Origin of the sequence: Labrenzia sp. VG12 (assembly GCF_002237595.1) — a bacterium.
GTDB lineage: Bacteria > Pseudomonadota > Alphaproteobacteria > Rhizobiales > Stappiaceae > Roseibium.
This window is the reverse complement of sequence record NZ_CP022529.1, coordinates 3,069,822-3,095,304: the sequence shown is the minus strand read 5'-3', so window position 1 is coordinate 3,095,304 and position 25,483 is coordinate 3,069,822. Positions and strand designations below refer to the sequence as shown.

Genomic DNA, 25,483 nt, shown 5'->3' with positions numbered 1-25,483 from the left:
GGTCATTCGGTCCCGGTTCTGGTGACGATAACGACGCTTTTGGCACCGGCGCGATAAAGGGCGGAGACATGCTGCAGGAGGTCGGTTGCTTTCAGTGCCCTGTCCGCAGCCAGCCTTATGGCGGCTCCTTCTCCACCATCCTTGTTCTGCTGTGCCAGATAATCTTCCGCGTTGACGGTGCGCTCCCGGTACCGGAGCGAACCGTCCGCGTGGGCATAAAGGGCATCTGGTGGCGGCAGGGCTGGGGCATTTGCCTTTGACAGCTTCACGTCAGCGTCCTGCGGCGGCGCGAGCCGGCCGGCGACCAGAAAGAAGATCAGCATCAGGAAGACGATGTTGATCAGCGAGATCGTCGTTTCCATGGGCCGCTTCGCGGGTTTGCGAGGCACTTTGATCATCGGCCCTCCGCAACGGTCGTCGTCAGCCAGTCCAGCTCTTTCAGCTGCGTCATGACGGTGACGAGTTGCTGCGTGCTGGTGCTGCCGCGGACAAGAACAAGCAGACTGTCGATATCCGTGTCGCGCAGGGACTGAGCCTCCAGCAACAGATCCTCTTCCAGGATCGTCTGGCCATTCAGTTGCAGCCAGTCCCCCTCCAGTACCAGCAGGGCCTTGGGCAGTTCGGCGGTTCCACCGCTGCCACCGGGGGCGCCGATTTCAAGCTGTCCGAAGGTCGTGAACGTGGAGGAGAGCATGAAAAACAGCAGCAACAGGAAGATCACGTCGACCAGCGGCGTCAGGGAAATCGGCTTTTGTTTTCGCACCGGTCGATCAATGCGCATAGGAAAGCGACGGCTCTCGAACGCTTCGAAGCTCAGCTGGTGCCGGAGCGGCCTGCTTCAGAAGCAGCGTCGAGGTCAATGTCTCGATGTCGACCCGCTCCGCCTCGAGCCGGCCTTCCAGCCAGGAGACGACCAGCGAGACCGGCATGGCCACACCAAGGCCGGCGGCCGTGGTCATGAGGGCAACCCAGATGCCGCCGGCCAGCGCGGAAGGGTCGACATTGCTGCCTGCCGACTGCAACGCCTGGAACGCTTCGATCATGCCAAGCACCGTGCCGAAGAGGCCGATCAGCGGTGCGATCTGGGCGATGGCTTCCAGCGCACGTACACCTTTTGAAAACTGGTGCAGGTCGCGGGTGGCGGCGACGCTGATATGATCTTCGATTTCGTCCCGGGGCGTGCGGGTCTCCAGCAGCTGCAAGGCGGTCAGAACCGATTTTTCCGCCGCGCTCTTTGCGCCGGAAAGGCAGGCCCTAGCCTCTCCCGGCCGGCCGGACAGCCAGAGCGTTGTGGCTTCAGCAGCTCTTTTGCTGGTGCCGATGCGGCAGCTGGTGAACTCGAACCCTTTCACCAGGATCAGGGCAAGCGCGATGACGGAAAGGCCGGCGATCACGGTGACGACGGGGCCGCCGAGCTGCAGCAGCGAGCTGATATGCAAAAGGATGTCTGACAGCATGACGGGCTCCTATTGGGTCAGGGCAAGACTGGTGCGGCTGGAAAGGGACAAGGGGGCCCGGCAATGACCCGCAGGGGCCGTTTCGGTGCATCCCGAAGGTCCGTTGATCAGGAGACGGCCGGCCTCTGCGCAGGCGACAGTCTGCAGTTCGAACTGGCGGACGACAGTCTTTTCGGCCGGCAGGGCACCAAAATCGAAGACCGACATCTGGTTGATGATGCCGTCTTGGGAAAAGAGCACGAGCTCATAGGCGGCGCCTTCAAGATCAGCTCCCGTGGCATTGCGCAGTACGAAGGACAGCCGGCAGGCTGACCCGGTGTCCTCGGTCTTGTTCAGTTCCAGGACGAGCCCTTCTGGTGCCGGGTCCGCCAGGGCCGCAGAAGTCAACCCGGACGCGATCAGCGCCAAAGAGAGCGGGACAAGTTGTGCCAGTCGTCGCAGGCCAGTCATTTGCATCTCCTTTTCCTGTCAAAACCGCCGCCCGTAAGGACGGGCGGCGGGGTATGCGTTAAAACGTCTTGGCAAAACTCAGCTTGAAGCTGCGGCCCGCGCCTTCATCCTCGCTGAGGTGATGGCGGTAGGACTTGTCAAAGACATTGTCGATGTTGAACCGGACTTCGCTGCCGGCCAGGTGCCCCTCGGTGGGTTTCCAGGCGGCATAGAGATTGTGCAGGACGTATCCTGCGGTCTTGTCCTCGTCGTCGCCGACCCGGTCCTGGGCGGCGTAGAAGTCGCCTTTCCAGCCGAAATCGAGGTTCCAGGGCCGGTGCACATAGCCGATCTTCAAGAAGGCATTGTCGGCTGGCACGGCATTCATGAAGCCGCCCGTGCTCACATTCTCGCCGCGGATCAGGGAAGCCCCGAGAGAGCCGTAGACCGTCTCGGTCCAATAGGAAGCCTCCAGTTCCAGGCCCTCGTAACGGGTTTTCGGGATCACCTCGGTGACCACCGCCGTGCCGTTCCAGTAGCTGGCATAATAGTTGGTGATGTTGTTGCGGAAGGCCGTGCCCTTCAGCCGGAAGGCGTCGCCGTCGCGGACCAGATCATCAAAGGAGAGGGTGAACCCGGCCTCGAAATTGTTCGACTGCTCCTTCTTGATCGCATTGACCGTGTAGTTGGAGAAGACCTCGTCGAGGGAGGGCAGGCGCTCGGTGTGGGCAACCGAACCGAAAACGCCGAGCCAGTCGGTCATCTTGACCATTGCGGCCAGTTTCGGCGAATAGCCGAACTTGGTCTTGTCCTCGTTGAGGGTCACCCTGTTGCCGCTGCTGTTGACATAGCTGCCGACGTGAACGTTGCTGTAGTCGATGCGCATGCCCGGGATCAGGGTGACGCGATCGTTCCAGATGAATTCCGCCTGGGCATAGACACCGGCATTTTTGGTTTCCCCTTCCGGGTGGGAGCCCGAGCCGCTGCGGGTATAGGAGCCGAAGTCACGCGGATTGCGCCGTTCCTGATACTGGCCGTCGAGGCCGGTCGTCAGATAGGCCATCCAGGTGTCGCTCAGCGCGAAGGTGGCGACGTTGTCGATCTTGGCCTGATAGGTCTCGTAGGAGTATTCGGAATTATAGCCGAACGGGTAGTAGCAGAAGGTGGGGCTGAAACAGATCTGATCCTGGTTCTTCTGTTTCACCCTTGTGTCCGACCAGCTGACCTGGGCTTTGACATCAAGGAGATCGTTGCCGGAAAAGGCGTTCTCATAGCCCAAAATCGCGGTCTGATCGGTCACTTTCCGGTCGACGTCGCCAAAGCCGGTGCCCCAGGCAATCTGGTCGTAATTCTGGTTGTCCTCGTCGCTCGACCAGTTCTGGTAGCTTGCAAAGACCGACTGATCGTCGTTTTCGCCGAACGTGTAGCGGGCCTTGATGAGGCCGTTGATCGAGGAAAAATCCGTGTCGTCGATCTTATTGCCATGGCCATCCTTCAGGTCCTGGGACTGGCGATAGTTGAGCGCACCGAGCAACTCCAGGTTCTTGACTGGTTCGGCCGCGATGATCGCACTGCCGAGCCAGCCATTGCCATTGGAATCCCAGGAGGTCTTCAGGCGGCCGCCGAGTAGGTCGCCCGGGTCGAGGAAATCGCTGGCGTCCTTGGTGGTGAAGGTGACAACACCGCCCATGGCGCCGGACCCGTAGAGCGTTGAGGAGGCCGGTCCGCGCAGGACCTCAACCTGCTTGTAGAGCTCCGGATCGGAAAAGAACGAGCCCATCCGGTACTGTTCGTAGAACTTGTTGACCCCGTCGACCTGCATGATGATGCGGGTTTCGTCGCCGGACAGCGCTTCCCCGATGCCGCGAATGTTGATGCTTTCGCCCAGCACCGAGTTGGATCCGATCGGGGTGACGCCCGGAATTTCCCGGAAGACGTCGCCAATGGTGCGCGGTTGCTGCTCGTCGATGGCGTCCTGATCCAGAACGGTGACAGCCTGCGGCGTGTCGATGGCGACCTTGTCGACGCCCGTGCCGACCACAATTCTCTGCAGCGGCGTCGCTGCCTCGTCCGCCGTGATGTCCTCAGCGGCTGCCCCGCCATTAAAAGCCAATACCCAAAGGGCAACACCGCCCATAAGGCGGCTGTGACTGGTCTTCTTGAGCCCCATTAAATTCTCCAAGAGTGCGCGTTGATCGCGTCCTGACCGCTGCCTCTCAAACAGCGTTTTAAACATGAGTCAGTGACTCAGGTATTGCGGTGATAATGAAACATGAGTATAGGAGTCAAGTATTAGATCGCGGTCGCGAAGAGATTTTGCCTCTTTAGAAGAGTTCAAAATTATCTCGCAGTCTCAGGCATTTAGCGAAACGAGGCTGAGCGCGTCGCTTTCCCGATACGAGCCACAGACCTTGAGGGCAGGACCCATGAAAGCCGAACAGATTGCCGCTGAAACCAGGCCAGGTGCCGCTGACATTCGTCAGGCGCGGGAGCAGAATCCGAAGATGCGCGAGCGCGACCTGGCGCGGCTGCTGGGCATCTCCGAGGCCGAGTTCGTTGCCAGTCTTGTCGGCCATGGCGCCCGGCGAATCGCGCCCGATTTCGAGGCCCTGTTTTCAGGACTGCAAAGGGTCGGCGAGGTGATGGCACTGACCCGGAACGAAAGCGCGGTTCTTGAAAAGATCGGTCCTTTCGAGAAATTCGTGAACGGCAAGCGCGCGGCGCTGATGCTGGGCGAACAGATCGACACACGCATGTTCCCGGCAAACTGGGTGCATGGCTATGCGGTCGAAAAAGACGACGGCAAGGACGTGCGACGGTCGCTTCAGTTCTTCGACGCCCATGGCGATGCGGTGCAGAAAATCCATGCGCGCCCGGCGACGGACCTGGCCGCCTGGACAGCACTTGTCGAGACCCTGCTGCTCGACGACCAGACCCCTGACGTTCTGCCGGATGTAACCGACGCCGAACCGTTCACCCGCAAGCTGCCGTCTGACGGGGTCCAGGAGACGCTGCGCGAACGCTGGCAGGGAATGACCGACCCGCATCAGTTCCACGGGCTGCTGAAGGATCTCGACATCGACAGGGTCAGCGCCTTTGAACTGGCCGGAGAGGCCTGGGCCTGGCCGCTTGATCGGGGTTCCGTTCCGGCCCTGTTGCGGCTGGCCGCATCGGAAGGCATTCCCATCATGTGTTTTGTCGGCAACCGTGGCTGCATCCAGATCCATTCCGGCGCGATTTCAACCGTGATGGACAAGGGACCCTGGATCAACGTCATGGATCCGGCGTTTCATCTGCATCTCAGAACCGACCACATTTATGAGGTCTGGGCCGTGCGCAAGCCGGCCGATGTCGGTCACGTCACCTCGATCGAGGCCTATGACAGCGACGGCCAGCAGATCATCCAGTTCTTCGGCGTGCGCGGCGAAGGCAATCGCGAGCGTGCCGACTGGCGCGGGCTGGCCGAGAACCTGCCGAAACTCGACCGGGCCATCCAGTTGGGAGCGGCAGAATGAACAGCCTCCTTCGTAACCGGGTTTGCAGCCTTGCTGCTGCGCTCACGCTGACGGTCGCCGCGCTGATCACGCCGGCGCGCTCGCTTCTGGCGGAGACCTCCGCAGGGGTGGACGCCACGCGCATCGTTGCCATTGGCGGGTCGGTGACGGAAATCGTCTTCGCGCTCGGTGAACAGGACCGGCTGATTGCGCGCGACACGACCAGCATTCACCCGGAAGCCGCCGGCCGGCTGCCGGATGTCGGCTATATCAGGGCCCTGTCGCCGGAAGGGGTTCTGTCTGTCGATCCGGATCTCCTGTTGATGCTGGAAGGCAGCGGTCCGCAGGAAACCGTCGATGTTCTGAAAAAGTCCGGTATTGCCATTGCGGACGTGCCGGAGGCGTTCACGGCGGAAGGGATCGTCAACAAGGTGCGGGCCGTCGGCGCAGCCCTTGATGCGGCCGACAAGGCCGAGGCTCTGGCGGAACGCCTGGAAGCCGATCTTGCGGCTGCCCAGAAGGAGGCTGCCGGCAAGGCACGCGGTGTCCGGGTGCTGTTCATCCTGTCGACCAAGGGCGGCCGTATTCTGGCTTCCGGCCGGGACACGGCTGCGGACGGCATTCTGCATCTGGCCGGTGCGGAAAACGCTGTCGCTGATTTTCCCGGATACAAGCAGCTCAGCGATGAGGCGATCCTGAGCGCTGCGCCTGACGTGGTGCTGATGATGGACCGGACCGGCGATCATGGTGCGACTGCCGACGACCTGTTCACCCATCCCGCCCTTTCCCAGACCCCGGCCGGCAAGAACAACCGGTTGATCAAGATGGGCGGTCAGTATCTGCTCGGCTTCGGACCACGCACCGCGGAAGCCATCCGCGACCTTGCCCGGCAGCTCGCCGCGATCAGGAGCTGACGGGCCGATGAGCGAGACAACGGCACCACAACGCCTGCCGCAGCCGCCGGTCTGGAGCGTGTTGCACCGGGCCGCGGCAGGGAACCGGGAGCCCCTTGCGCGTCTGGTGATCGGGGGGCTGGCGCTGACCACGATCCTGGTCATGCTGGGCAGCCTTGCGACCGGGCCGATCTCCGTTCCGGTCCTGGACGTGGTGCAGCGGTTGCCCGGTCATGTGCTTGCGGGTGCAGACGGCGTGCCGGTGGGTATTTCGATCCGCGACTGGATCGTGATCATGGACATCCGGTTGCCACGCGTGGTGCTCGGCGCTCTGGTCGGTGCGGCTCTGGCTGTTTCCGGCGCGGTCATGCAGGGGCTCTTCCGAAACCCGCTGGCGGACCCGGGGATCGTGGGGGTTTCCGCTGGCGCCGGTCTCGGCGCGGCGCTCTTCATCGTCCTGGGCAATGCGGCTCTGGCACCGGCCATGGCCTTGCTCGGGATCTATGCGGTTCCGCTTGCCGCCTTTGTCGGCGGTCTGATCACCACCTTGCTGCTTTACCGGATCGGCACGCGGGGTGGCGTCACCTCCGTTGCGACCTTGCTGCTTGCCGGTATTGCCCTCGGTGCCCTGACGGGTGCGGTCACCGGGCTCCTGGTCTACGCGGCCGATGACCAGCAATTGCGCGACCTCCAGTTCTGGGGACTTGGCTCTCTCGCCGGGTCTAACTGGGAAAAGGTCCTGTCCGCGGCACCGATCATCCTGGCCATGCTGGTCTGCGTGCCGCTCCTTGCCAGAGGGCTCAACGCCCTGACACTTGGTGAAGCGGCTGCCAGCCATATCGGTATTCGGGTTCAGCGCCTGAAGAATCTCAGCATTGTCCTCGTCGCCGCAGCGACAGGCGCATCGGTTGCCGTCAGTGGCGGCATCGGGTTTGTCGGCATCGTGGTGCCGCATCTCCTGCGCCTGACCATCGGGCCGGATCATCGCTATCTGCTGCCGGCCTCGGCGCTGTTGGGAGCGTGCCTCCTGATTGCCGCCGATACGCTGGCCCGAACGATTGTGGCCCCGGCCGAAATGCCGATCGGCATCATCACCGCCTTTGCCGGTGCGCCATTCTTCTTGTGGATCCTGCTGCGCAAGCGCGGGCTGATGGGCCTTTGAGGAGGACGTGATGCTTTATCAACCCGTTTCAGAAGGCGTGTCCCTGACATCCGATCTTGTGGTTGACCGGGCTTCGGTATCCGTTGGCAGGACGCAGATCGTCAAGGACGTCTCGTTTCATGCCGGGGCCGGTGAACTTCTGGCGATCATCGGTCCGAGCGGTTCGGGCAAAACCACCTTGATGCGGGCGATGACAGGAGAGATGCCCTATGCCGGTGCGATCCGGCTGGCCGGGCTGGAGGTCAGCGGTCTAGCGCCGGAGTTTCAGGCCGAACTCAGGGGCGTCTTGCCACAGGCAAGTCAGATCTCCTTTCCGCTCAATGTCTCGGAAGTGGTCGGTCTCGGGCTGATCGACCGCCGTCGCGGACGGCAGGAAAGATCCCGCCGGATCGCCGAGGCGCTTGGCCGGGTCGGGCTTGCCGGATTTGAAGGTCGTACCTACCAGGACCTGTCCGGCGGTGAGCAGCAGCGCGTTCAGCTGGCCCGCGTGCTGTGCCAGGTCTGGGACCCTGTGCCGGCCGATGGACCTCCGCGCTGGCTGTTTCTCGACGAACCGGTCTCCAGCCTCGACATCAAGCACCAGTACCAGATCATGCGTCTGGCGGCGGCCTATGCAGCCAAAGGCGGCGGAGTTGTCGCCGTCATGCACGACCTCAACCTGACAGCCGCCTTTGCCGACACGGTGCTGGTCATGCGGAACGGTGAACGGCTTGCCTTCGGGACACGGGATGAGGTGATGCAGCCCGAACTCCTGTCAAAGGCCTATGATTTCCCGCTTGAAATCATCCCGCACACGCGCGCGCGACCGGTGATTGTGCCGATGGAAGGCGAGTGACCGGGCCCGTTCACTTGACCGGCAATTTGCCAGACGATGCAGGCTTTCCTCGGCGCGCTGCTTCGGCAAATGCGCAAATCAGGTTTGGTTCAAACACGATTATCTTGTGCGTTTAGGCCGTTGCTTTCTGATCCGGGGCAGCTGCGGAGAAAGTACCGTCCACGTAGCTCTTGAGCGTTGCGGCAACGCCGTTTGCCCTGATCCTTTCCACTGCATGACGGAAGGCCCTCAGGAAGGCTTCGTGCGTTGCAAGTGTGCCAAACAGCTCTGGCAATGTGGACAGTTCCGGATCTCCTTCGAAGACGCTGCGGGCCCAGGCGTGAAGCAGATCGGCGCTTTCGTCCTCGATGACATGCGTGTTGCCCTGTTCGTCTCTGCCCAGGCAGTAGCGGCACCAAAGCGCAGTTTCAAGGGCGAGGCCCGTGATGGAGAGGCTCCGGTTCAGCCGATCCTGAATGGCCGGTAGAATGAATTTCGGCTGGCGGTTTGAACCGTCAAGGCAGAGGCGCGGAATGGTATCGCCGACGGCCGGATTGGAAAAGCGTTCCATCACGGTCTGAAGATAGGCTTCGAAGCTGACACCTGGAATGCCGGGAACGGTCGGCAGGATTTCCTGTTCTTCGAGCCGCTTCAGATAAGCCCGGATCAGCGGATCGGCCATTGCGTCATGGACGAAATGATGTCCGAGAAGGGCCCCGGGATAGGCAATCGCCGCATGGCCGCCATTCAGGATGCGCAGCTTCATCAGCTCGTATGGGGCAACGTCTTCGACGAACTCGACGCCGACTTTTTCCAGGGCCGGACGGCCCGTCGGGAAATTGTCTTCCAGAACCCACTGGCGAAACGGTTCGCAGACCACGGGGGCCGCATCGGTGAGACCGAAGGTTTCTCGGACAAGCTGGCGTTCCCTGTCACCGGTGGCCGGAGTGATGCAATCGACCATGCCGCTTGGAAAGGCGACGTTTTCTTCAACCCAGTCACCAGCTTCGGTGGATAGTGCGCGCGCAAAACTGGCAACCGCTTGTCGGGCGATGTGACCGTTTTCCGGCAGGTTGTCACAGGACATGACGGTGAAGGGGGCGAGACCATTGTCCCGCCGTTTGAGGAGAGCAGAGACAAGAGCTCCGAAAACGGTTTTGGGGGCGTCCGGGCGGTGTAGATCAGCGAGGATCTCAGGATGAGCCGCATCAAAACCGCCCGTGTTCGGATCCACGAAATAACCACCCTCGGTGATGGTCAGCGAGACGATGCGGATGTCCGGTTGGCAAAGACGCGCCACGAGCTTTGCCGGGTCGACTTCGAGGAAGTCGATCATGGCGCCACAGACCAGTGCGTTCAGCCCGTCCGGGGCGAGTTCGACGACGGTTGTCAGCCAGTCCTGCGGGGCAAGCCGGTCGCGCATGGCGGTGTCATAGGGTTTCAACCCGGCACCGACGATGGCCCATTCGTGGCTTTCGCCGAGATCGAAGAGCCTGTTCAGATAAACCGCCTGATGGGCGCGGTGAAAATTGCCGACACCGATATGGAGAATGCCGGGTGACAGGTCGTCCCGGCGATAGGACGGCTTGGCAATGTTGCCTTCAAGGGTGTCGAGCACGGTCTTGTCGAGTTTCTGGGTCATGGTCAGCTCATCCAGTTGCCGCCATCGACGTTGTAGGTCTGCGCGACAACGTAATCGGCGTCGGAACTCGCCAGGAAAACCGCCATGCCGGTCAGGTCCTCGGCGGTGCCCATGCGCCCGAATGGCACGGCGGCGCCGACGGCGGCTTTCTTTTCGCCGGGTTGCAGGCCTTCATGTTTGGCAAAGAGTGCGTCGACGCCGTCCCAGTGTTCGCCGTCGACCACACCGGGAGCGATGGCATTGACGTTGATGCCGTGTTTGATGAGGTCGAGACCTGCGGACTGGGTCAGGCTGATGACGGCGGCCTTGGTGGCACAGTAAACGCCCACAAGTGCTTCGCCACGTCGGCCTGCCTGGCTCGCCATGTTGATGATCTTGCCGCCCCGGCCCCGCTTGATCATGGACCTGGCGGCGGCCTGCAGCATGAACAACGTGCCGCCGACATTGATCTTGAACAGGCGATCGTAGCTGTCGCGGGTGATCTCCACGATAGGGGCAAGATCGAACAGCGCCGCGTTGTTGATCAGGATGTCGAGACCTCCCGTTCTGGCTTCGATGGCTCCGATCGCGGCGTCGATGGAGGCCTGGTCGGTGACATCGAGCTCGACCGCATAGGCATTCGGCCCGAGTTCACTGGCCGCCGCCTCCGCGCCGGCGAGATTGATATCGCCGATGGCGACCGTTGCGCCTTCGGCCACATAACGTTCGGCAAAAGCCTTGCCGATGCCGCGGGCGGCGCCCGTGATCAGTGCGGATTTTCCGGTCAGGCGCGTCATGCGATCCTCAGGCCCTGGTTGTCGAAACGGTGAATTTTTTCCGGGTCCGGCGTCAGGTAGACCGTGTCGCCGTGGCGCAGGCCGACCTCGCCGGAGGAGCGCACGGTGAGCGGGTCGTCCAGCCCGTCGATCTCGACATACAGGAACGTGTCGGAGCCGAGGTGTTCGGAGACGCCGACAGTGCCCTGCCACTTGCCCTCGGTTGAAGAGACCGTCAGATGTTCCGGCCGGATGCCGATGGTGGTGGCATCATACTCGGACGCATAGGCGCCCATCAGGAAATTCATCTTCGGCGAACCGATGAAGCCGGCGACGAACTTGTTGCGCGGCGTGTGATAAAGATCCAGCGGCGAGCCGACCTGCTCGATGACACCTGCCTGCAGCACCACGATCTTGTCGGCCATGGTCATGGCTTCGACCTGGTCATGGGTGACATAGATCATCGTCGTCTGGAGCGACTGGTGGAGCTCGGAGATTTCCAGGCGCATATTGACGCGCAGAGCGGCATCGAGGTTCGACAACGGTTCGTCGAACAGGAAGGCCGCCGGTTCGCGCACGATGGCCCGGCCGATGGCGACACGCTGGCGCTGGCCGCCGGAGAGCTGTCCCGGACGTCGGTCCAGGTAGTCCGTCAGGTTCAGGACCTTGGCCGCCGCTTCCACCTTCGCGTTCTGGGCGTCCTTGTCGAGACCGGCCATGCGCAGCGGAAAGGCGATGTTCTTGCGCACCGACATGTGCGGGTAGAGCGCATAGGACTGGAACACCATGGCAAGACCGCGCTTGGCGGGCGGCACTTCGGTCGCGTCCTTGCCGTCGATAGTGATCTGGCCGCTCGTTGTGTCCTCCAGGCCCGCGATCAGACGCAGCAGCGTGGACTTGCCGCAGCCGGAGGGACCGACAAAGACAACGAATTCTCCATCTTCGATCTGCAGGTCCAGCGGCGGGATCACCTGGACGTCGCCGAAGCTCTTGGTGATCTGGTTGAGGGTAATCTGACCCATGGTCCGTCTCCTATTTGACCGCGCCGAAGGTGAGGCCGCGCACAAGCTGTTTCTGGCTGAACCATCCGAGGATCAGGATGGGCGCGATCGCCATGGTCGAGGCGGCGCTGAGCTTGGCGTAGAAAAGGCCTTCCGGGCTGGAATAGCTGGCAATGAATGCGGTGAGGGGCGCGGCCTTGGCGGCCGTCAGGTTCAAGGTCCAGAACGCTTCGTTCCAGGCCAGGATGAAGTTGAGCAGCATCGTGGAGGCAATTCCGGGAATGGCCATTGGCGTGAGGATATAGAGAATTTCCTCTTTCAACGTCGCCCCGTCCATCCGGGCCGCTTCCAGGATCTCGCCAGGGATTTCCTTGAAGTAGGTGTAGAGCATCCAGACGATGATCGGCAGATTGATCAGCATCATCACGATGGTCAGACCGACGCGGGTATCCAGGAGGCCCAGTTGAATGAAGAGAAGGTAGATCGGATAAAGCACGCCGACGGCGGGCAGCATCTTGGTGGACAGCATCCACATCAGGATGTCCTTGGTGCGTTTGGAGGGCACGAAGGCCATCGACCAGGCTGCCGGGACGGCAATGATCAGCCCAAGAACGGTTGAGCCGCCGGCAATGATCACCGAGTTCCAGAGGAAACGCATATAGTCCGAGCGTTCCTGGACGATGGCGTAGTTCTCCAGGGTCCAGTCGAAGAACAGGAACAGCGGCGGGTCGTTGATCGCCTGGGCTTCCGTCTTGAAGCTGGTCAGGATGGTCCAGAGGATCGGGAAGAAGATCAGGAGGCCGATGGTCCAGGCGGCCATCGTGTTGATCGTCTTGCGGCGGGTGGTAACAGCGCGTGCCATTTGCAGTCCCTCCTCAGGTGTCCAGGTTTTTGCCGACGATGCGCATCAGGAAGATGGCAACGATGTTGGCGAGAATGATTGCGTAGACACCGCCCGCCGATCCGAGACCGACATTCTGGCTTTCCAGAACCCGCTGGAAGATCAGGTAGGTGAGGGTTCTGGTGCCGAATGCGCCGCTTGTGGTGACGAAGATTTCCGCGAAGATCGCAAGCAGGAAGATCGTCTGGATCAGCACCACAATGGTGATGGCGCGCGACAGGTGCGGCAGGATGATGAAGGCGAAGCGGGCGAGCGGCGGCGCGCCGTCCATTTCGGCGGCTTCCAGCTGCTCACTGTCGAGCGACTGAATTGCGGTCAGCAGGATCAGGGTGGCAAAGGGGAGCCACTGCCAGGACACGATCAGGATGATGGAAAACAGCGAGGCATCGCTGAGCCACTCGATCGGCTGGGCGCCGAAGGCTTTCCACAAATGGGCGAAGAGGCCGTTCACGGGATCCATGAACATGTTCTTCCAGACAAGCGCGGAAACCGTCGGCATGACGAAGAACGGAGCGATCACGAGAATGCGGACGATGCCCTGGCCCCACATGGGCTGGTCGAGCAGGATCGACAGCAGGACGCCGAAGACAATGGTGATGACAAGCACGCCGCCAACGATGACGAGGGTCGTCTGGACGCTGGGCCAGAAGGCGCTGGAGGAGACGAAGCGGACATAGTTGTCGAACCCCACCCATCCGAGGTCGCCGCCGCGCAGCGGCAGGTATTTCTTGAACGAGAACACCAGGGTCATCGTGAGCGGGATGAGCATCCAGCCGAGCAGCAGAATGACAGCAGGCGCCATCATGATGCGGGCGGCGGAGCGGGAGTGCTGGGTAGCCATGGACACACCTTCTCTGTTGACGGAAGCAAGCTTACCGCGACGAGGGAGTGATGGGGGTGCTTGTCGAAGGAGAATTAAAAAGGGAGGGTGGATCGGTTCCACCCTCCCAGTTAAGGGGAGGAAACCCTTAGTAGCCGGCGGCTTCCATTTCCTCGGCGGTCAGCGCCTGGGCCTTTGCCAGGGCTTCGTCAACGCTCTGCTGACCAGCCACCATTGCCGAGAATTCCTGACCCGCCGCGGTGCCGATGCCTGCCCATTCCGGGATGGCGACATACTGGATGCCGACATAGGGAACCGGCTCGACGGTCGGGCTGTCCGGGTTGGCCGCGTTGATGCTTTCAAGCGTCATCTTGGCGAACGGGACCTTCTGGTATTCCGGGTTCTCGTAAAGGGACGTGCGGGCGCCCGGAGGAACATTGGCCCAGCCTTCCTTGGACGCGACCAGTTCGATGTAGTCCTTGGAGGTTGCCCATTCGATGAACTGCTTGGCCGCTGCTTCCTTCTGGGTGCCGGCCGGGATGGCAAGAGCCCAGGCCCAGAGCCAGTTTGCCCGCTTGTCGACACCTTCCTTGTTCGGTGCCAGCGCGAAGCCGACCTTGTCCGCCACGGTGGAGTCATTCGGGTTGGTCACGAAGGAGGCCGCGACGGTGGCGTCGATCCACATGCCGCACTTGCCCTGCTGGAACAGCGCCAGGTTCTCGTTGAAGCCGTTGGTGGAGGCGCCCGGAGGACCGTAGTTTTCCAGAAGGTTGTTGTAGAAGGTCACGGCGTCCTTCCACTGCGGGGTATCCAGCTGCGGCTTCCAGTTCTCGTCGAACCAGCGCGCGCCGAAGGAGTTGGCAACGGTGGTGATGAACGCCATGTTCTCACCCCAGCCGGCCTTGCCACGCAGGCAGACGCCGTAGATCTCGTTGTCCTTGTCGGTCATGGCCTTTGCCGCTGCCTCGACATCGCTCCAGGTCGGAGCGTCCGGCATCGTAACGCCGGCCTTTTCCATGAGATCCGTGCGATACATGATCATGGAGCTTTCGCCGTAGAACGGGGCGGCGAAGAGGCTGCCACTGTGGCTGAGACCGGCGCGCATGGCCGGCAGGATGTCATCGGCGTCGTAGCTTGCCGGCAGGTCGTCGAGAGACACGAGCCATTCATTGGCGGCCCAGATCGGGGTCTCGTACATGCCGATGGTCATGATGTCGAACTGACCGCCCTTGGCGGCGATGTCCTGGGTGACGCGCTGACGCAGCACGTTCTCTTCCAGTGTGACCCACTCGACCGTGTGGCCGGTCTTGGCGGTGAAGTCTTCCGTCAGGCCCTGCATGCGGATCATGTCGCCGTTGTTCACGGTCGCAATGGTCAGCGTTTCCGCATAGGCGGCTGAGGTTGCAGAAATCAAGGTAAGTGCGGTGACCGCACGTAATGCGTTCTTCAATGACATCCTATGTCCTCCCTGGCTTGGATGTTGATCAAAGCCTGAGGTAAAAATTGTCTGGCGTCAAGAAAAATTTTACGCGCGCAAAATTTTAGGCGGACGCGCGTAACACAAGTCGCGCTGCAAACAGGGTTTCCTGCCGATTTTGGAAGGTGCCGCCGGCCTCGATCAGATCCTGCAAAGTCCGGAATGCATGGTCGGCAACGGAGTCGTAGTCATGTGCGGCGGTCGTCAGGGACGGGCAGGTGAAGCGCGAAAAGGGGTGGTCGTCGTGGGAGGCGACCCTGAGGGCGCAACCTTCGCCACGGCCCACACGGAAGCCCTTTTCATAACAGGCGGACAGGAGGCCGATGGCCAGGCGGTCGTTGCTGCACAGGATGGTGTCGGTCGGAAAGCCGTGCACGTCCAGGATCCGCAGTGCCCCATTTCGGCCGATTTCCTCGAAGGCCCAGCCTTCGCCGTCGACCTTGACCACGTGCGCTTCGTGCCCGAGGTCCTCCATCACCTTCAGGTATGCGTTGCGCCGCTTGTTGGCGTTCGGGTTGGCGGGCGTGCTCATTTCAAAGAAACACGGCGGTTCTCCTGACCTGGTGAGATATTCGACGGTCTGGGAGACGAAGCTGAAATTGTCCGAGCCGACAAACGCCTCGCCAATGCCTTCAATATTGCTGTCGAAGAGGACGGTCGGCACATCCTTGCAGAACTTTTCGATCACGGACCGGTCCGAGGCGCGCCCAAGCGGCGCCAGAAGAACGCCGGCCGGCTTCAGGGAGCGCAGGCTGGAGAGAATGTCGTTTTCCTGTTCCTGCTCGCCGTGGGAACTGAACAGGGTGGGCCAGAACCCGGCCTCGATACAGCGCCGCTCGATGTTGCGGGCGATCTCCGCAAAAAACGGATCGGCAAGATATGGCACCACGATGCCGATATTCTTGGTCAGGCGCCGGTTCTGGTTGATGGCATAAATGTTCGGGCGGAAATCATAGCGTTCCAGGGCCTGCTCGATGCGCTCGCGGGTCGACTGCCGGACACTTTCCGGGTCGTTGAAATACTTGGAGACGGTCGGTCTGGAGATGCCGCTGACAGAGGCAAACTCTTCCATGTTTCTGATTTTTCGATCCGTCATCTGCTCGTCCTGGCGTGAGCCGCATTGTTGTCATTCTTGGTGCAATTGCCTGTTGATACAGGCGAATTGCAAACTTTCCGCGAGTAAAGTTATTTGTTTACATTAGAAACTTTCCGCCGGACCGGTCAAGGTGGCCGCCGTGAGAGACCGAAGTGGAAGGCGGTGGCAATCAACTGTGTAAAGTCGCCGCCGTGCGCTGGAGGAAGAGTGCCTGCGGGGAGGGCCTGCCAAAACAAACCCCCTTTTTTGAGGAAGCGCGCTAGGGCTGTCTCGAAGGATCGGTGACGTATTCCGACAAGAACGGACAATCCGTGGAAAGGAACCTGCCGGTCCCTTTCAGGATGTGCCTGAGATTAACGGCAGCGAGTTCTGCGTTTCCGCTGTCTGGCTCAGCCGAACCAGCGCTTCAGCCAGCGCCGGAAGCCGCTGGTGGCTTCGCTTGCCCGTTTGGAGGCATGGGCGCGTGCCTGTTCCGCATTGTCGCCGACATCGTCCATGAAGCCGTCGATGCTGTCGACAACCGGATCGATCCGGCGTTTCTTGAAGGCATTCACGGTCTTCAGGATCAGCATGCCAAGCGCGGCGAGCACCAGGATGAACAGGATGTTGAACCAGGGGATCAGCAACGTGTCAGGTCCGTCAACGACCTCGATGTCGATGGCGTTCGGAAAGATCGTGAACAGCTCGACACGCCAGCCGTAGTGGGTAACGGCGACCCAGACGTCGCCCTCTTTCTTGACCAGGTCCTGGGCGCGGGCGGTTATGTTGCTGCTGTCGAACTTGAAATAGGGAGGCCAGCCCCAATCGGTGTCTTCGTTGCGATAGACCCTGGGACGTCCGTCCGGCCACACCGTGCTGATGAAGCGCACGTCACGGGTCCAGTTCGGGTTGGTGCCGGCGTCCGGCGCGGCCCAGAAGAAGGCCGAAGAGCCGATGTCCATGCGTTTGACGTCGGTGCCGACAATGCGCACGACATCGCGGCCAGGCAGCGTGTAATGCAGGAAGGCAACGACCACGATGAGCAGCGGAATGCCGATGATCCATTTGAGATATTTCATCGCGCTCGGTCCTCGTCCTCATCTTGCGGTACGGCGCCCCAGGGCCCGCGATTGCGGCCGAAGCCGTAATCCTCGACCTCGTCTTCTTCCATGCCGGGTTCCGGTCCGAACAGTTCCAGACGGGTGCCGACCTTGTCGACGAGGTATTCCTCGGCCAGGAAATTGGCGGCATAGGTCTTCTTGGTGTCGGACCAGGTCGCGTAGTGGGCGTAAAACGCATCCTTGTGGCAAATGAACAGCTGGCGGAAGTCCAGTTTTGTCAGGTCCGCCAGCAGCATGTTCACCAGATCCCGGTCGCGGTGGTTGCGGGACCTCAGCAGGTAGAAATAGGCGGGATTGTCGACCGATGGCCAGCCACTGCCGCCGCCGCGGCCAAGCGTTCGGACCGCCCGGTCGAGCGCGTGATATTCGGGCGGAAGGTTCTGGTGATATTTCCGCTTCAGGACACGCAGATCGCGCCGGGTGACGTCACTCAGGTCCTCGCCCTGACCGGCTGCGGCGTCAATGACGATGAAGTCGAGTTTCTGTTTCAAAATGTTGGCCGCGCGTTCTCCGCAGGCCTCGTAGATCGGTTCGACCAGGGTATTCCGGTACAGAAATTCGGCAATCGACTGACGGTCTTCGAGGGTCAGCACTTCATTGACAGGCAAGTCGACCACGATATCCGTGTCGGACGGGGCAATCACGGCCGAGTCCTTCACGTCCCGGAACACATAAAGACCGCCATAGTGCGAGGTATAGAAATTCCGCTGCTCGTAACGGACATTTTGCAGCGTGAGGGGCGTGCGGATGATGTCGCCGGTCTGTTTGGACAGCTCGATCATCTCGGCGATGAGCACGTCGTCCCACCAGCCGTCCGGCTCCTTCATGAAGCGTTCGATCAGGTCCCCGAGATCCTCGCCGGCCTCTGCATGACCGCCAACCGTGTCTGCCTCGATTTCAATGGTGCGGATGTCGAAGAGATCCCTTGGAGACCTCAGCGAATAGACGGAGTTGATCAGCTCGCCGACAATGCTGTCACGAATGGAGAGCGCAAAGAGCTGTTCCTCGTTGTCGTCGATGAAACGGCGCAGGATCTTTCTGGATGTCGAAAACCTGGCATTGAGCAGCGGGGCGGTCTTCTGCTCGACAGTCAGCAGAATGAACTGCCGGTTGGAGCCGTTCGGGTTCAGGTAATGTTCGTCGCCAAGCTCGTCCCCGATCTCCGGTGAATATCCGGATATGTCGATGTGGAATTCCTGGAGGCTCGTTTGCTTGCCGGTCAGGTGTTCCAGGGCCCGATTGTAGCGGGCAACCATGGACGGAGACGTCACCTCGATCAGGTTGCCATACATCAGTCCATGTTTGACGAGACGCATCATGGGCGGTTGGCTTCCATGTAGCGGCGCTTGGCCTCCTCCATGCGCTGCATCTCGCGAACCGCGTTTTCAATCGCCACTTCGTCGGACTTGTCCGCATAGCGGAATTCGCTGTCGGCGTAGCGGTTGATCTCCTGGATGACCATCTCCACCGTGATCGGCTGGGCGAGGTCGGCGATCATGGATTTCTTGGTGTCATAGTCCCTGAACAGGAACAGGTCCGGATTTTCCATCCACTCATCGGGCAGCTCGAAGTCCATCGCGCGCACCTTGATGGCGTCCGTGATGTTCTTGATCGCACGGCCGGTGAAACGCTCGTCCGCTTCCTGGATGCCTTTCAGATAGGCGCCCAGCTTGGCGATCGTGTCGAGACCGCCAATATCTGCCTGCACCTTGTCGAAGACCTTCAGGAGCGCGTCTTCCTGGGGACGGGAGTGCTTGTCATAGGAGGCCGCGACCGCCTTCTTGATCGCCTGCGCCTCGAACAGCTCGTGCTCGCCGACGGGGATCGAATGGTTCTTGCCCATCAGGAGATGCAGGATGTCGATATAGTCCTCACGGGTCTGCGGCCCGTCGACCAGGAAACGTGCGCCGGCCCGCTGGCGCAGCGCGTCGTCGACATTTTCCGGATAGTTGGAGAACATGCCGAAGGTGCAGTTGCCGCGCACCACCGTGTTGGCCCCGGCGAAGCTTTCCATCAGGACGGCGGTGATCTCCAGCTGACCTGCGGAAGACTGGCGGTCGCCGCGTTTGCCGGCGAGCTGATCGATGTCGTCGATGGTGCCGAAGCCGATGACATTCGGGTCGATGACGTTGCGAATGAAGGCCTTGGCGTTCTGGGCCGATTTGCCCTGGTAGCTGTCGATGCTGTCGGTCGAGAGATTCTGGTAGCGGAACGGATAGCCGGCGACCTGGCAATAGTCGTTGATCATGCCGGCCATCATCTGGATCAGCGTGGTCTTGCCGGTGCCCGGCTTGCCGTCACCCATGAAGGTGAAGATGAAACCACCAAGCTCGGCAAAAGGGTTCAGCTTTCGCTCGAAATCGTAGGCCATAAGCATCTTGGCAAGCTTCATGGCCTGGTATTTGGCGATATGGTTGCCGACAACCTCTTCGGGCTTCTTGAAGGCCATGGTTAGCGTGGTCGAACGCGCATGGGCCGACGGTGTGAAGCCGGTGATCTCGAAATTGTCGGCCTCGACCCGGTACTGCGCTTCGGAAAAGGGGGCGAGCTCGTTGAGGCCTTCGGCGCGCAGGGTCACCTTTTCCATCAGCTGCTCGCAGAAGGATGTGACAAGTGCGATCAGCTTGGCATCGGTGTCGACGCCGGCCGCGGCGATCTCCTGGTCGAGTTCCCAGAGCGTTCCGTGCAGGGCGAGCTGGTCGTTGTCGATCAGGATTTCCTCGACATCGCCGCACTGGATTTCCGCTTCGCCTTCGTCGGCCGACAGGCCGGACACCAGAAAATCCGTCATGTTGGCAAAGACATGCAGGGAAATCAGCGCGCTGGCATTGAGCAGCTTTTCAAATCGCAGCTTCTGGGAGGCATCGAGGGTCCCGGCCAGGTTGGCCCGTTTCAGGTCCGACAATCCGGTCTGGTCGGCAAACTGGTCAGACGTCACCTGGGCGACCGACAAGGCACGGCGCAGGGCGCGGAGCAGGCTCGCCTGCAGCGGCGTGGTCAGCGCGTCGTCGTCGCTTTCCAGAATACGCTCTGAAAGCTGTACGCCTTCCGGCCGCGCCGTGGAACGGCTGACCAGGCCCGGGGTGGTGGAGCGGAAGCGCCGGCGGGAGCCGAGCCCTGGCGAACGTTCGGAAGACACACGGTCGGGTGCGCTTTTCTTGGCGATGCGCGGTGTGTGGTCAAAGCCCTGCAACATCGCTTCCGCGAGTGGATATTTCTCGCGGATCTTGTCTTCTTTCAGTTCCATGAGGTCGTTGGAAAGGGTCACGCGTGAAACCTATTTGTAGCTGAGAATTTTGCCCGCAGGCGTAACGGCGTATTTGCGGATATGGGAAAAGCCGGGCGGATCGCGTTCCGCCAGAATCTGGTAGGGGCGCTGCGGCAGGATCAGCGACCGCTGCTGATGCGTATGGCCGGCCACCTCATAGGACGTGGCGCTGCCGGCTGCCAGCGGGTCGAGCTCATAGATCTGCCGTTCGACGGAGGAGAAGAACCCCGAGGCTTCATATTCGGAGCCGGAAGACACCAGCGTCTCCGTGGTCCAGGCAAGCGCCCAGTCTTCCCCGGGCCGGCCGTCGACCTCCGCTAGCACGTCCCGCAGGGGGCCGGTTTGCTGGGTGAAGGTGTGGCTGTACATCGGTCCGACAAAAAAGCGCCGAAGCCGCTTGGGGTGCAGGTCGTCGAAATCCCGGTCGAAGCCGCGCGCGATCGTGACCAGCTTTAGGGACGCTGCGGATTGGGCCGTCAGGTGGCTTTGAACCCGCGGCCAGCGGCGCTCGTCCTTGGCAAGCGGGCGCTTGCCGCTGTCCTCGACGTCCATGATGTAGATGAGCGGAATATTCTGCTGGCTGTCATAGACCGCCCAGTGCAGCCGGTACCTGCGGCGGCTTTCCGTGACATTCCCGGTCCAGGTGAGGCGGGGATCGTTGCGCGCCCAGAACAGCTCGCTTCCGGCAAGCTCTTCGTAATACTGGCGCTGAGAGGCCGCAAATTGCAGGTTGGTCGGCGCCGACTGTTCCCGCAGGATGTGGTTGATCATCGCCAGCTTGAGGCCGCGCATGTCCGGCAGCGACCGCAGGTGGTTGTCCACCTGCATGGCGTCATTCGCCATCTGCAGCAGTTCCTGGTAGACGGGAAATCCGCTGTCCTGCCGGTCGATGCTGAGCAGGGACGGCATCATTTCGGACACGCGGCCGGCCAGCAGATACTTGTAGGACAGCGCCGTGAACGTGCCGGACAGGGCCGCCAGGTATTGCTGCAGGATGGGAATCTCGCTCGCCAGCGCCGTGTTTTCATTGACGACGCTGTCGGCGACACCCTTCAGGTGATGGATGATCCGCTCGAACTTGGCGAAGTAGCGCCGTGTTTCATGCGCTTCTTCCAGGGTTCTGTGATCCAGTGTCAGATCCAACGCTTAGGCTCCCGAACCGGAGTGTCAGGCACCGTAGGCGTTCTTGTCGTGTTTCTCGACGATCTTTTCAAAGCGGCGGGCGAAGCGCTCGTCCGACTTTGCCTTTTCTTCCAGCACCTTGCGGGCGAAGACCATGTGGTCCTCATGGGCTTCCATCATGTCGGCCATGCGCTGGTTGGTGGCAGAGCCGATGGCGGCCATGGCAGACTGGGCTTCCTTGTCGGTCGCCACTCCGATCTCGTTGATCTTGTGGGCAACATCCTGCTGCTGTGCCGTTTTCAGCGACTTGACCAGGGCATCATAGAGAACGACTCGCTGCTTGGTATCCGTCTGCAGCTTGTTGATCAGCACCATCTGGGTGGCCGCCTGGTTCTGAAGGCTGTCGACCCAGGTCTTGCCTTTCTCGATGTAGCGTTCCAGCGTCTGGCTTTCGGCGAGCTTGACCTGCTCTTCCTGCGCAAGACGATTGTATTCGGAATTGAGTTCCGCCAGCTCGCTCTCCAGCTTGGTCCGGGCGGCGGCGTCGGTTTCCATCGAAATCTTGTTTTCCAGCGCGATGATGTCCGGGTCCATCGCGACCAGCTTCTGCTTGATGTCTTCCAGCGTGCCGACGGTCTGTTCCCGCTGGGCGAGCGTGCCGGACAGGTTGGTTTCCACCCGCTTGGAATGTTCGTTCAGCGTGTTGAGCTGTTCCTGCAGCAGCTGGCCGATGACATTGGACTTGGAAATCAGGTCCTGCAGCTTGTCGTCGATGCTGGCGGTGCGCATGCGTTCCTGACGAATGCTGTCGGAGCGCTGCTTGGAGAAGAAGCCGATAAAGGTCTCCCAGCCGGTCTTCGAACGCATGGCGTCGAAGTCCTTGGAGAAATTCGCCGTGACATCGTCGAGACCCATGATCAGCTCGGCGATGTTGGCGCCCATCAGCTCGGTATGCGCATGAACGTCGTCCAGGGTTGCGTTTTCAATGTCGATCGAGATGTCCTGGCCGGCCTCCAGCTTTCCACGTGCGGATTCGATTTTCGAAGTCAGCTCGTTGATCTTCTGCTGCGCTGCAGCCACTTCCTGTTTCGATTTCTCGATTTGAACATTGAAATCTGCCATGGGCCCCTTCCTGAATTTTCCTAAAAATAACACATCTTATGTAGCAACTCTTCTTGTAAATACAATTACAAGCGGTGCCGCCGGGATCGTTTACAGCGTCAAACGTTAACATTGCGTCGCGGCAACAAGTCTCTGGCAAGAAGGTCGTCCACCATTCTCTTGATATGCCCCGGCTAAACGAATGACCTTTTCTGCGAATCGGTGCTGTATATCCCTGTCAGACATGGCCGGTTTACCTGCAAGCGGCTGACTTTGTTGGACAAAGCCGGTTCGGTTTCGAGGAGTTGGATACAACTTGATTGACGTATGTCAGAATGCTGCCGACAGTAGCGCTTTCAAGGAGGCGTAATGGCAAAGCCAACCGTCCATGATATCGCGCGGGAAGCCGGGGTCAGTCTGTCGACCGTCGACAGGGTGCTGAACGGCCGTGCCGACGTGCGGCCGAAAAATGCCGAGCGGGTCAAGGCGGCGGTCGAAAAACTTGGCTATGTGCGGGATACGAACGCAGCCAACCTGGCCAAGCAGCGGCAGTACCGCTTCGTGTTCGTGCTTCCGGAAGGCGGTAATCACTTTGTTGAAACCATCGTGGCGGCCGTTGGTGAGGCGTCCGGCACACGGCTCGCCGACAGGACGGATGTCAGCGTTCTTTTGGTCAATGCCGCGGATCCGCATGCCATAGTCGAGGCGCTCAAGGCACTCGATCTGTCGACCCTGGACGGCGTTGCCATGATGGTTCCCGAAACGCCGCAGGTGCGCGACGCGATTGCGCATATCAAGAGCGCTGGCGTTTATGTCGTGGCTCTGGTTTCGGATCTTCCGAACTCGAAATGCCACTATTTTGCAGGGATCGACAACTTTTCCGCCGGCAAGACGGCGGGGGCGCTGCTCGGGAAATTCCTGCGCAACGAAACCGGCAGCATTCTGGTGACCACAAGTTCCATGGTGGCGCGCGACAGTATCGAGCGGCGGTTCGGGCTTGATGAGGTGCTGTCACGCGACTTTCCGCATTTGCAGACCCTGCCGACCATCGAATTCCACGATGACCCGGACCGTATTCACGAGACCCTGCATCACGCGCTGAAGGCGCATCCGGAAGCCAGGGCCGTCTATTCCATGGGGGCCGGTAATGCCGCGATGCTGGACGCCCTGCGGGCGCATGGCGTGGCGGGCAAGCTGGTGGTCATCGCGCATGACCTGACCACCGTGACGCGCCAGGCGCTTCAGGACGGAGAGCTGGATGCGGTCATTGCCCAGAATGTCGGTCATCTGGTGCGCAGCGCCCTGAGGGTTCTGCGGGCGAAATGCGATGACACCGACATTTATGAGGCGCAGGAAAAGATCCGCATCGAGATCATTATGCGCGAGAACCTCTACTGAGGTTTTGGCTCAGGTCCTGAGAGCAGGAAAATAAACACAACAAAATCAATGTAGTGAGGCCGCATCAGGGTGGGCGGTGCACGTGTCTGACATCAAAAAGAAAGACGTATGTCAGTTTTTTCATTGACGTGACATACGTATGTCAATTACCGTGCCCGGGCACTTGGAGGAGTGCAGCTGCCCGGCAGGCGCCGGTGCGCGATCACTTCGGGAGGATTTCACCCATGAAAACTGCGCAACTACTCGCAGCCACCGCTATTCTTGCGGTCGGCGGACTGTCTGTTTCCAAAGCGCAGGCTGATGACCTGACGCTGTGCTGGGCGGCCTGGGATCCGGCCAACGCCCTTGTGGAACTGTCCAAGGAATTCGAGGCCGAATACGGCCACACCATGAACTTCGAATTTGTGCCCTGGCCCAATTTTGCCGACCGCATGCTCAACGAGCTGAATTCTGGCGGCAAACTCTGTGACCTCCTGATCGGCGACAGCCAGTGGATCGGCGGCGGCGCGGAAAACGGCCATTATGTCAAGCTGAACGACTTCTTCGACAAGGAGGGAATCAGCATGGACGATTTCGCCCCGGCGACCGTCTATGCCTATTCCACCTGGCCGAAAGGCACGCCCAACTATTATGCGCTGCCCGCCATGGGCGATGCCAATGGCTGGTTCTATCGCAAGGACTGGTTCGAGATGCCTGACATCCAGGCAGCCTTCAAGGAAAAGCACGGCCGCGATCTGGCGCCGCCCAAGACCCAGGCCGAATTGCTAGAGGTCGCACAGTTCTTCCAGGGCCGCGAGATTGACGGTCAGACCCGCTATGGCGCTGCCATCTTCACCGAGCGCGGCTCGGAAGGCATCACCATGGGCGCGACCAGCTCCATGTATCCATTCGGCTTCAAATACGAGATGACCCCGGGCAAATACGACATGGAAGGCGCGGTGAACTCACCGGAAGCCGTTGCAGGCCTGGAGTTCTACAAGGAGCTCTACAAGACCGGCACGCCTCCCGGATATACCGACAGCTACATGGAACAGTCGCTCGACGCGTTCAAATCCGGTCAGGTGGCAATGGCGATGAACTGGTTCGCCTTCTTCCCCGGCCTTTATGCGGATCCTGATACCGGTGGCGACAAGATCGGTTTCTTCGTCAATCCGGGCCAGAATGTCGAAGCCTCCACGCTCGGCGGGCAGGGCATCTCCGTGGTGGCCTATTCCGACAAGCAGGATGCGGCGCTTGAATACATCAAGTGGTTCGCCCAGCCCTCCGTCCAGAAGAAATGGTGGGATCTCGGCGGTTATTCCTGCCATGTCAGCGTGCTGAACGATCCGAGCTTCCCGGACAGCGCACCGTTCGCTTCCGACTTCCTGCTGGCGATGGATAACGTCAAGGACTTCTGGCAGGAGCCGGCCTATGCCGAACTGCTGCTGGCCATGCAGAAGCGCCTGCATGACTACGTGGTGGCCGACCAGGGCACCGCCAAGGAAGCTCTCGACAAGCTGATCGAGGACTGGACGGAGACCTTCGAGGACGAAGGCAAGCTCTGACCATCCGCA

General features: G+C 60.7%; 23 protein-coding genes. 6 read left to right on the top strand and 17 right to left on the bottom strand.

From position 1 onward, the window contains the following. Positions 1-2: 2 nt before the first annotated feature. From CHH27_RS14380 to CHH27_RS14360, 5 genes are read right to left on the bottom strand one after another with little or no spacing between them, the layout of a single operon-like run. A complete protein-coding gene (locus tag CHH27_RS14380) occupies positions 3-398 on the bottom strand; it encodes a biopolymer transporter ExbD (RefSeq protein ID WP_094072208.1) in 396 nt (131 codons plus the stop codon). Continuing rightward, on the bottom strand, positions 395-763 hold the full coding sequence (locus CHH27_RS14375; protein ID WP_198338219.1) for a biopolymer transporter ExbD: 369 nt from the start codon (positions 761-763) through the stop codon (positions 395-397). Before CHH27_RS14375 ends, CHH27_RS14380 begins: the two co-directional genes overlap by 4 nt. Before the next feature lie 7 nt (positions 764-770). Then, positions 771-1,457, bottom strand: coding sequence for a MotA/TolQ/ExbB proton channel family protein (locus CHH27_RS14370; protein ID WP_094072206.1), 687 nt, complete (start codon positions 1,455-1,457; stop codon positions 771-773). Between the two features lie 9 nt (positions 1,458-1,466). Next, positions 1,467-1,907, bottom strand: a complete 441-nt coding sequence (locus tag CHH27_RS14365) for a hypothetical protein (RefSeq protein ID WP_094072205.1) — start codon at positions 1,905-1,907, stop codon at positions 1,467-1,469. 58 nt (positions 1,908-1,965) lie between these two features. Further along, on the bottom strand, positions 1,966-4,056 hold the full coding sequence (locus CHH27_RS14360; protein WP_208988220.1) for a TonB-dependent receptor domain-containing protein: 2,091 nt from the start codon (positions 4,054-4,056) through the stop codon (positions 1,966-1,968). 256 nt (positions 4,057-4,312) lie between these two features. Here CHH27_RS14360 and CHH27_RS14355 point away from each other — a divergent pair, with 256 nt between their 5' ends. The 4 genes from CHH27_RS14355 to CHH27_RS14340 are packed head-to-tail and all read left to right on the top strand — an operon-like array spanning position 4,313 to position 8,270. Further along, the gene (locus CHH27_RS14355; protein ID WP_094072203.1) at positions 4,313-5,401 is read left to right on the top strand and encodes a hemin-degrading factor; all 1,089 of its coding nucleotides are present in this window, start codon (positions 4,313-4,315) and stop codon (positions 5,399-5,401) included. Beyond that, complete coding sequence (locus CHH27_RS14350; protein WP_094072202.1) at positions 5,398-6,294, top strand: hemin ABC transporter substrate-binding protein; 897 nt, start codon at positions 5,398-5,400, stop codon at positions 6,292-6,294. The genes CHH27_RS14355 and CHH27_RS14350 overlap by 4 nt, the downstream gene beginning before the upstream one ends. 7 nt (positions 6,295-6,301) lie before the next feature. Continuing rightward, positions 6,302-7,435 (top strand): iron ABC transporter permease, encoded by a 1,134-nt coding sequence (locus CHH27_RS14345; protein ID WP_094072201.1) that lies wholly within the window; start codon positions 6,302-6,304, stop codon positions 7,433-7,435. A 10-nt stretch (positions 7,436-7,445) separates the two neighbouring features. Further along, positions 7,446-8,270 carry a heme ABC transporter ATP-binding protein gene (locus CHH27_RS14340; RefSeq protein WP_094072200.1) on the top strand — a complete coding sequence of 275 codons (825 nt, stop codon included), beginning with the start codon at positions 7,446-7,448 and terminating at the stop codon, positions 8,268-8,270. Between the two features lie 112 nt (positions 8,271-8,382). On the opposite strand, the gene CHH27_RS14335 is transcribed toward CHH27_RS14340, so the two are convergent. The 12 genes from CHH27_RS14335 to CHH27_RS14280 all read right to left on the bottom strand — a co-directional run bounded on the left by CHH27_RS14335 (position 8,383) and on the right by CHH27_RS14280 (position 22,553). After that, positions 8,383-9,891 carry a mannitol dehydrogenase family protein gene (locus tag CHH27_RS14335; RefSeq protein ID WP_094072199.1) on the bottom strand — a complete coding sequence of 503 codons (1,509 nt, stop codon included), beginning with the start codon at positions 9,889-9,891 and terminating at the stop codon, positions 8,383-8,385. Between the two features lie 2 nt (positions 9,892-9,893). Continuing rightward, positions 9,894-10,667: an L-iditol 2-dehydrogenase gene (locus CHH27_RS14330; RefSeq protein WP_094072198.1), complete on the bottom strand. Its 774-nt coding sequence runs from the start codon at positions 10,665-10,667 to the stop codon at positions 9,894-9,896. Beyond that, on the bottom strand, positions 10,664-11,668 hold the full coding sequence (locus CHH27_RS14325; RefSeq protein ID WP_094072197.1) for an ABC transporter ATP-binding protein: 1,005 nt from the start codon (positions 11,666-11,668) through the stop codon (positions 10,664-10,666). Before CHH27_RS14325 ends, CHH27_RS14330 begins: the two co-directional genes overlap by 4 nt. Before the next feature lie 10 nt (positions 11,669-11,678). Then, a complete protein-coding gene (locus CHH27_RS14320; RefSeq protein ID WP_094072196.1) occupies positions 11,679-12,509 on the bottom strand; it encodes a carbohydrate ABC transporter permease in 831 nt (276 codons plus the stop codon). Between the two features lie 13 nt (positions 12,510-12,522). Beyond that, positions 12,523-13,389 (bottom strand): carbohydrate ABC transporter permease, encoded by an 867-nt coding sequence (locus CHH27_RS14315; protein ID WP_094072195.1) that lies wholly within the window; start codon positions 13,387-13,389, stop codon positions 12,523-12,525. Between the two features lie 127 nt (positions 13,390-13,516). Beyond that, complete coding sequence (locus CHH27_RS14310) at positions 13,517-14,824, bottom strand: sugar ABC transporter substrate-binding protein (protein WP_094072194.1); 1,308 nt, start codon at positions 14,822-14,824, stop codon at positions 13,517-13,519. Positions 14,825-14,909: 85 nt separating this feature from the next. Continuing rightward, a complete protein-coding gene (locus CHH27_RS14305; RefSeq protein WP_094072193.1) occupies positions 14,910-15,941 on the bottom strand; it encodes a LacI family DNA-binding transcriptional regulator in 1,032 nt (343 codons plus the stop codon). 389 nt (positions 15,942-16,330) lie between these two features. Then, positions 16,331-16,999 (bottom strand): DUF1523 family protein, encoded by a 669-nt coding sequence (locus tag CHH27_RS14300; protein WP_094072192.1) that lies wholly within the window; start codon positions 16,997-16,999, stop codon positions 16,331-16,333. Continuing rightward, on the bottom strand, positions 16,996-18,360 hold the full coding sequence (locus tag CHH27_RS14295; RefSeq protein ID WP_094072191.1) for a DUF6638 family protein: 1,365 nt from the start codon (positions 18,358-18,360) through the stop codon (positions 16,996-16,998). The genes CHH27_RS14300 and CHH27_RS14295 overlap by 4 nt, the downstream gene beginning before the upstream one ends. Beyond that, complete coding sequence (locus CHH27_RS14290) at positions 18,357-20,309, bottom strand: ATP-binding protein (RefSeq protein ID WP_094072190.1); 1,953 nt, start codon at positions 20,307-20,309, stop codon at positions 18,357-18,359. The genes CHH27_RS14295 and CHH27_RS14290 overlap by 4 nt, the downstream gene beginning before the upstream one ends. A gap of 9 nt (positions 20,310-20,318) precedes the next feature. Then, entirely contained in the window at positions 20,319-21,452 is a 1,134-nt protein-coding gene (locus CHH27_RS14285; RefSeq protein WP_094072189.1) for a hypothetical protein, read from the bottom strand. A 24-nt stretch (positions 21,453-21,476) separates the two neighbouring features. Continuing rightward, a complete protein-coding gene (locus tag CHH27_RS14280) occupies positions 21,477-22,553 on the bottom strand; it encodes a hypothetical protein (RefSeq protein WP_094072188.1) in 1,077 nt (358 codons plus the stop codon). A 348-nt stretch (positions 22,554-22,901) separates the two neighbouring features. Here CHH27_RS14280 and CHH27_RS14275 point away from each other — a divergent pair, with 348 nt between their 5' ends. Together CHH27_RS14275 and CHH27_RS14270 are read left to right on the top strand one after the other, a co-directional pair. After that, entirely contained in the window at positions 22,902-23,930 is a 1,029-nt protein-coding gene (locus tag CHH27_RS14275) for a LacI family DNA-binding transcriptional regulator (RefSeq protein WP_094072187.1), read from the top strand. A 224-nt stretch (positions 23,931-24,154) separates the two neighbouring features. Beyond that, the gene (locus CHH27_RS14270) at positions 24,155-25,474 is read left to right on the top strand and encodes an ABC transporter substrate-binding protein (RefSeq protein ID WP_094072186.1); all 1,320 of its coding nucleotides are present in this window, start codon (positions 24,155-24,157) and stop codon (positions 25,472-25,474) included. The last annotated feature ends 9 nt before the right edge of the window (positions 25,475-25,483 follow it).

Coding starts and splice junctions, on each gene's coding strand:
- CHH27_RS14300 (WP_094072192.1), bottom strand. CDS start 16,999: ATGAAATATCTCAAATGGATCATCGGCATTCCGCTGCTCATCGTGGTC.
- CHH27_RS14310 (WP_094072194.1), bottom strand. CDS start 14,824: ATGTCATTGAAGAACGCATTACGTGCGGTCACCGCACTTACCTTGATT.
- CHH27_RS14280 (WP_094072188.1), bottom strand. CDS start 22,553: ATGGCAGATTTCAATGTTCAAATCGAGAAATCGAAACAGGAAGTGGCT.
- CHH27_RS14270 (WP_094072186.1), top strand. CDS start 24,155: ATGAAAACTGCGCAACTACTCGCAGCCACCGCTATTCTTGCGGTCGGC.
- CHH27_RS14360 (WP_208988220.1), bottom strand. CDS start 4,056: ATGGGGCTCAAGAAGACCAGTCACAGCCGCCTTATGGGCGGTGTTGCC.
- CHH27_RS14325 (WP_094072197.1), bottom strand. CDS start 11,668: ATGGGTCAGATTACCCTCAACCAGATCACCAAGAGCTTCGGCGACGTC.
- CHH27_RS14345 (WP_094072201.1), top strand. CDS start 6,302: ATGAGCGAGACAACGGCACCACAACGCCTGCCGCAGCCGCCGGTCTGG.
- CHH27_RS14340 (WP_094072200.1), top strand. CDS start 7,446: ATGCTTTATCAACCCGTTTCAGAAGGCGTGTCCCTGACATCCGATCTT.
- CHH27_RS14305 (WP_094072193.1), bottom strand. CDS start 15,941: ATGACGGATCGAAAAATCAGAAACATGGAAGAGTTTGCCTCTGTCAGC.
- CHH27_RS14320 (WP_094072196.1), bottom strand. CDS start 12,509: ATGGCACGCGCTGTTACCACCCGCCGCAAGACGATCAACACGATGGCC.
- CHH27_RS14315 (WP_094072195.1), bottom strand. CDS start 13,389: ATGGCTACCCAGCACTCCCGCTCCGCCGCCCGCATCATGATGGCGCCT.
- CHH27_RS14350 (WP_094072202.1), top strand. CDS start 5,398: ATGAACAGCCTCCTTCGTAACCGGGTTTGCAGCCTTGCTGCTGCGCTC.
- CHH27_RS14330 (WP_094072198.1), bottom strand. CDS start 10,667: ATGACGCGCCTGACCGGAAAATCCGCACTGATCACGGGCGCCGCCCGC.
- CHH27_RS14370 (WP_094072206.1), bottom strand. CDS start 1,457: ATGCTGTCAGACATCCTTTTGCATATCAGCTCGCTGCTGCAGCTCGGC.
- CHH27_RS14380 (WP_094072208.1), bottom strand. CDS start 398: ATGATCAAAGTGCCTCGCAAACCCGCGAAGCGGCCCATGGAAACGACG.
- CHH27_RS14365 (WP_094072205.1), bottom strand. CDS start 1,907: ATGACTGGCCTGCGACGACTGGCACAACTTGTCCCGCTCTCTTTGGCG.
- CHH27_RS14275 (WP_094072187.1), top strand. CDS start 22,902: ATGGCAAAGCCAACCGTCCATGATATCGCGCGGGAAGCCGGGGTCAGT.
- CHH27_RS14355 (WP_094072203.1), top strand. CDS start 4,313: ATGAAAGCCGAACAGATTGCCGCTGAAACCAGGCCAGGTGCCGCTGAC.
- CHH27_RS14295 (WP_094072191.1), bottom strand. CDS start 18,360: ATGATGCGTCTCGTCAAACATGGACTGATGTATGGCAACCTGATCGAG.
- CHH27_RS14335 (WP_094072199.1), bottom strand. CDS start 9,891: ATGACCCAGAAACTCGACAAGACCGTGCTCGACACCCTTGAAGGCAAC.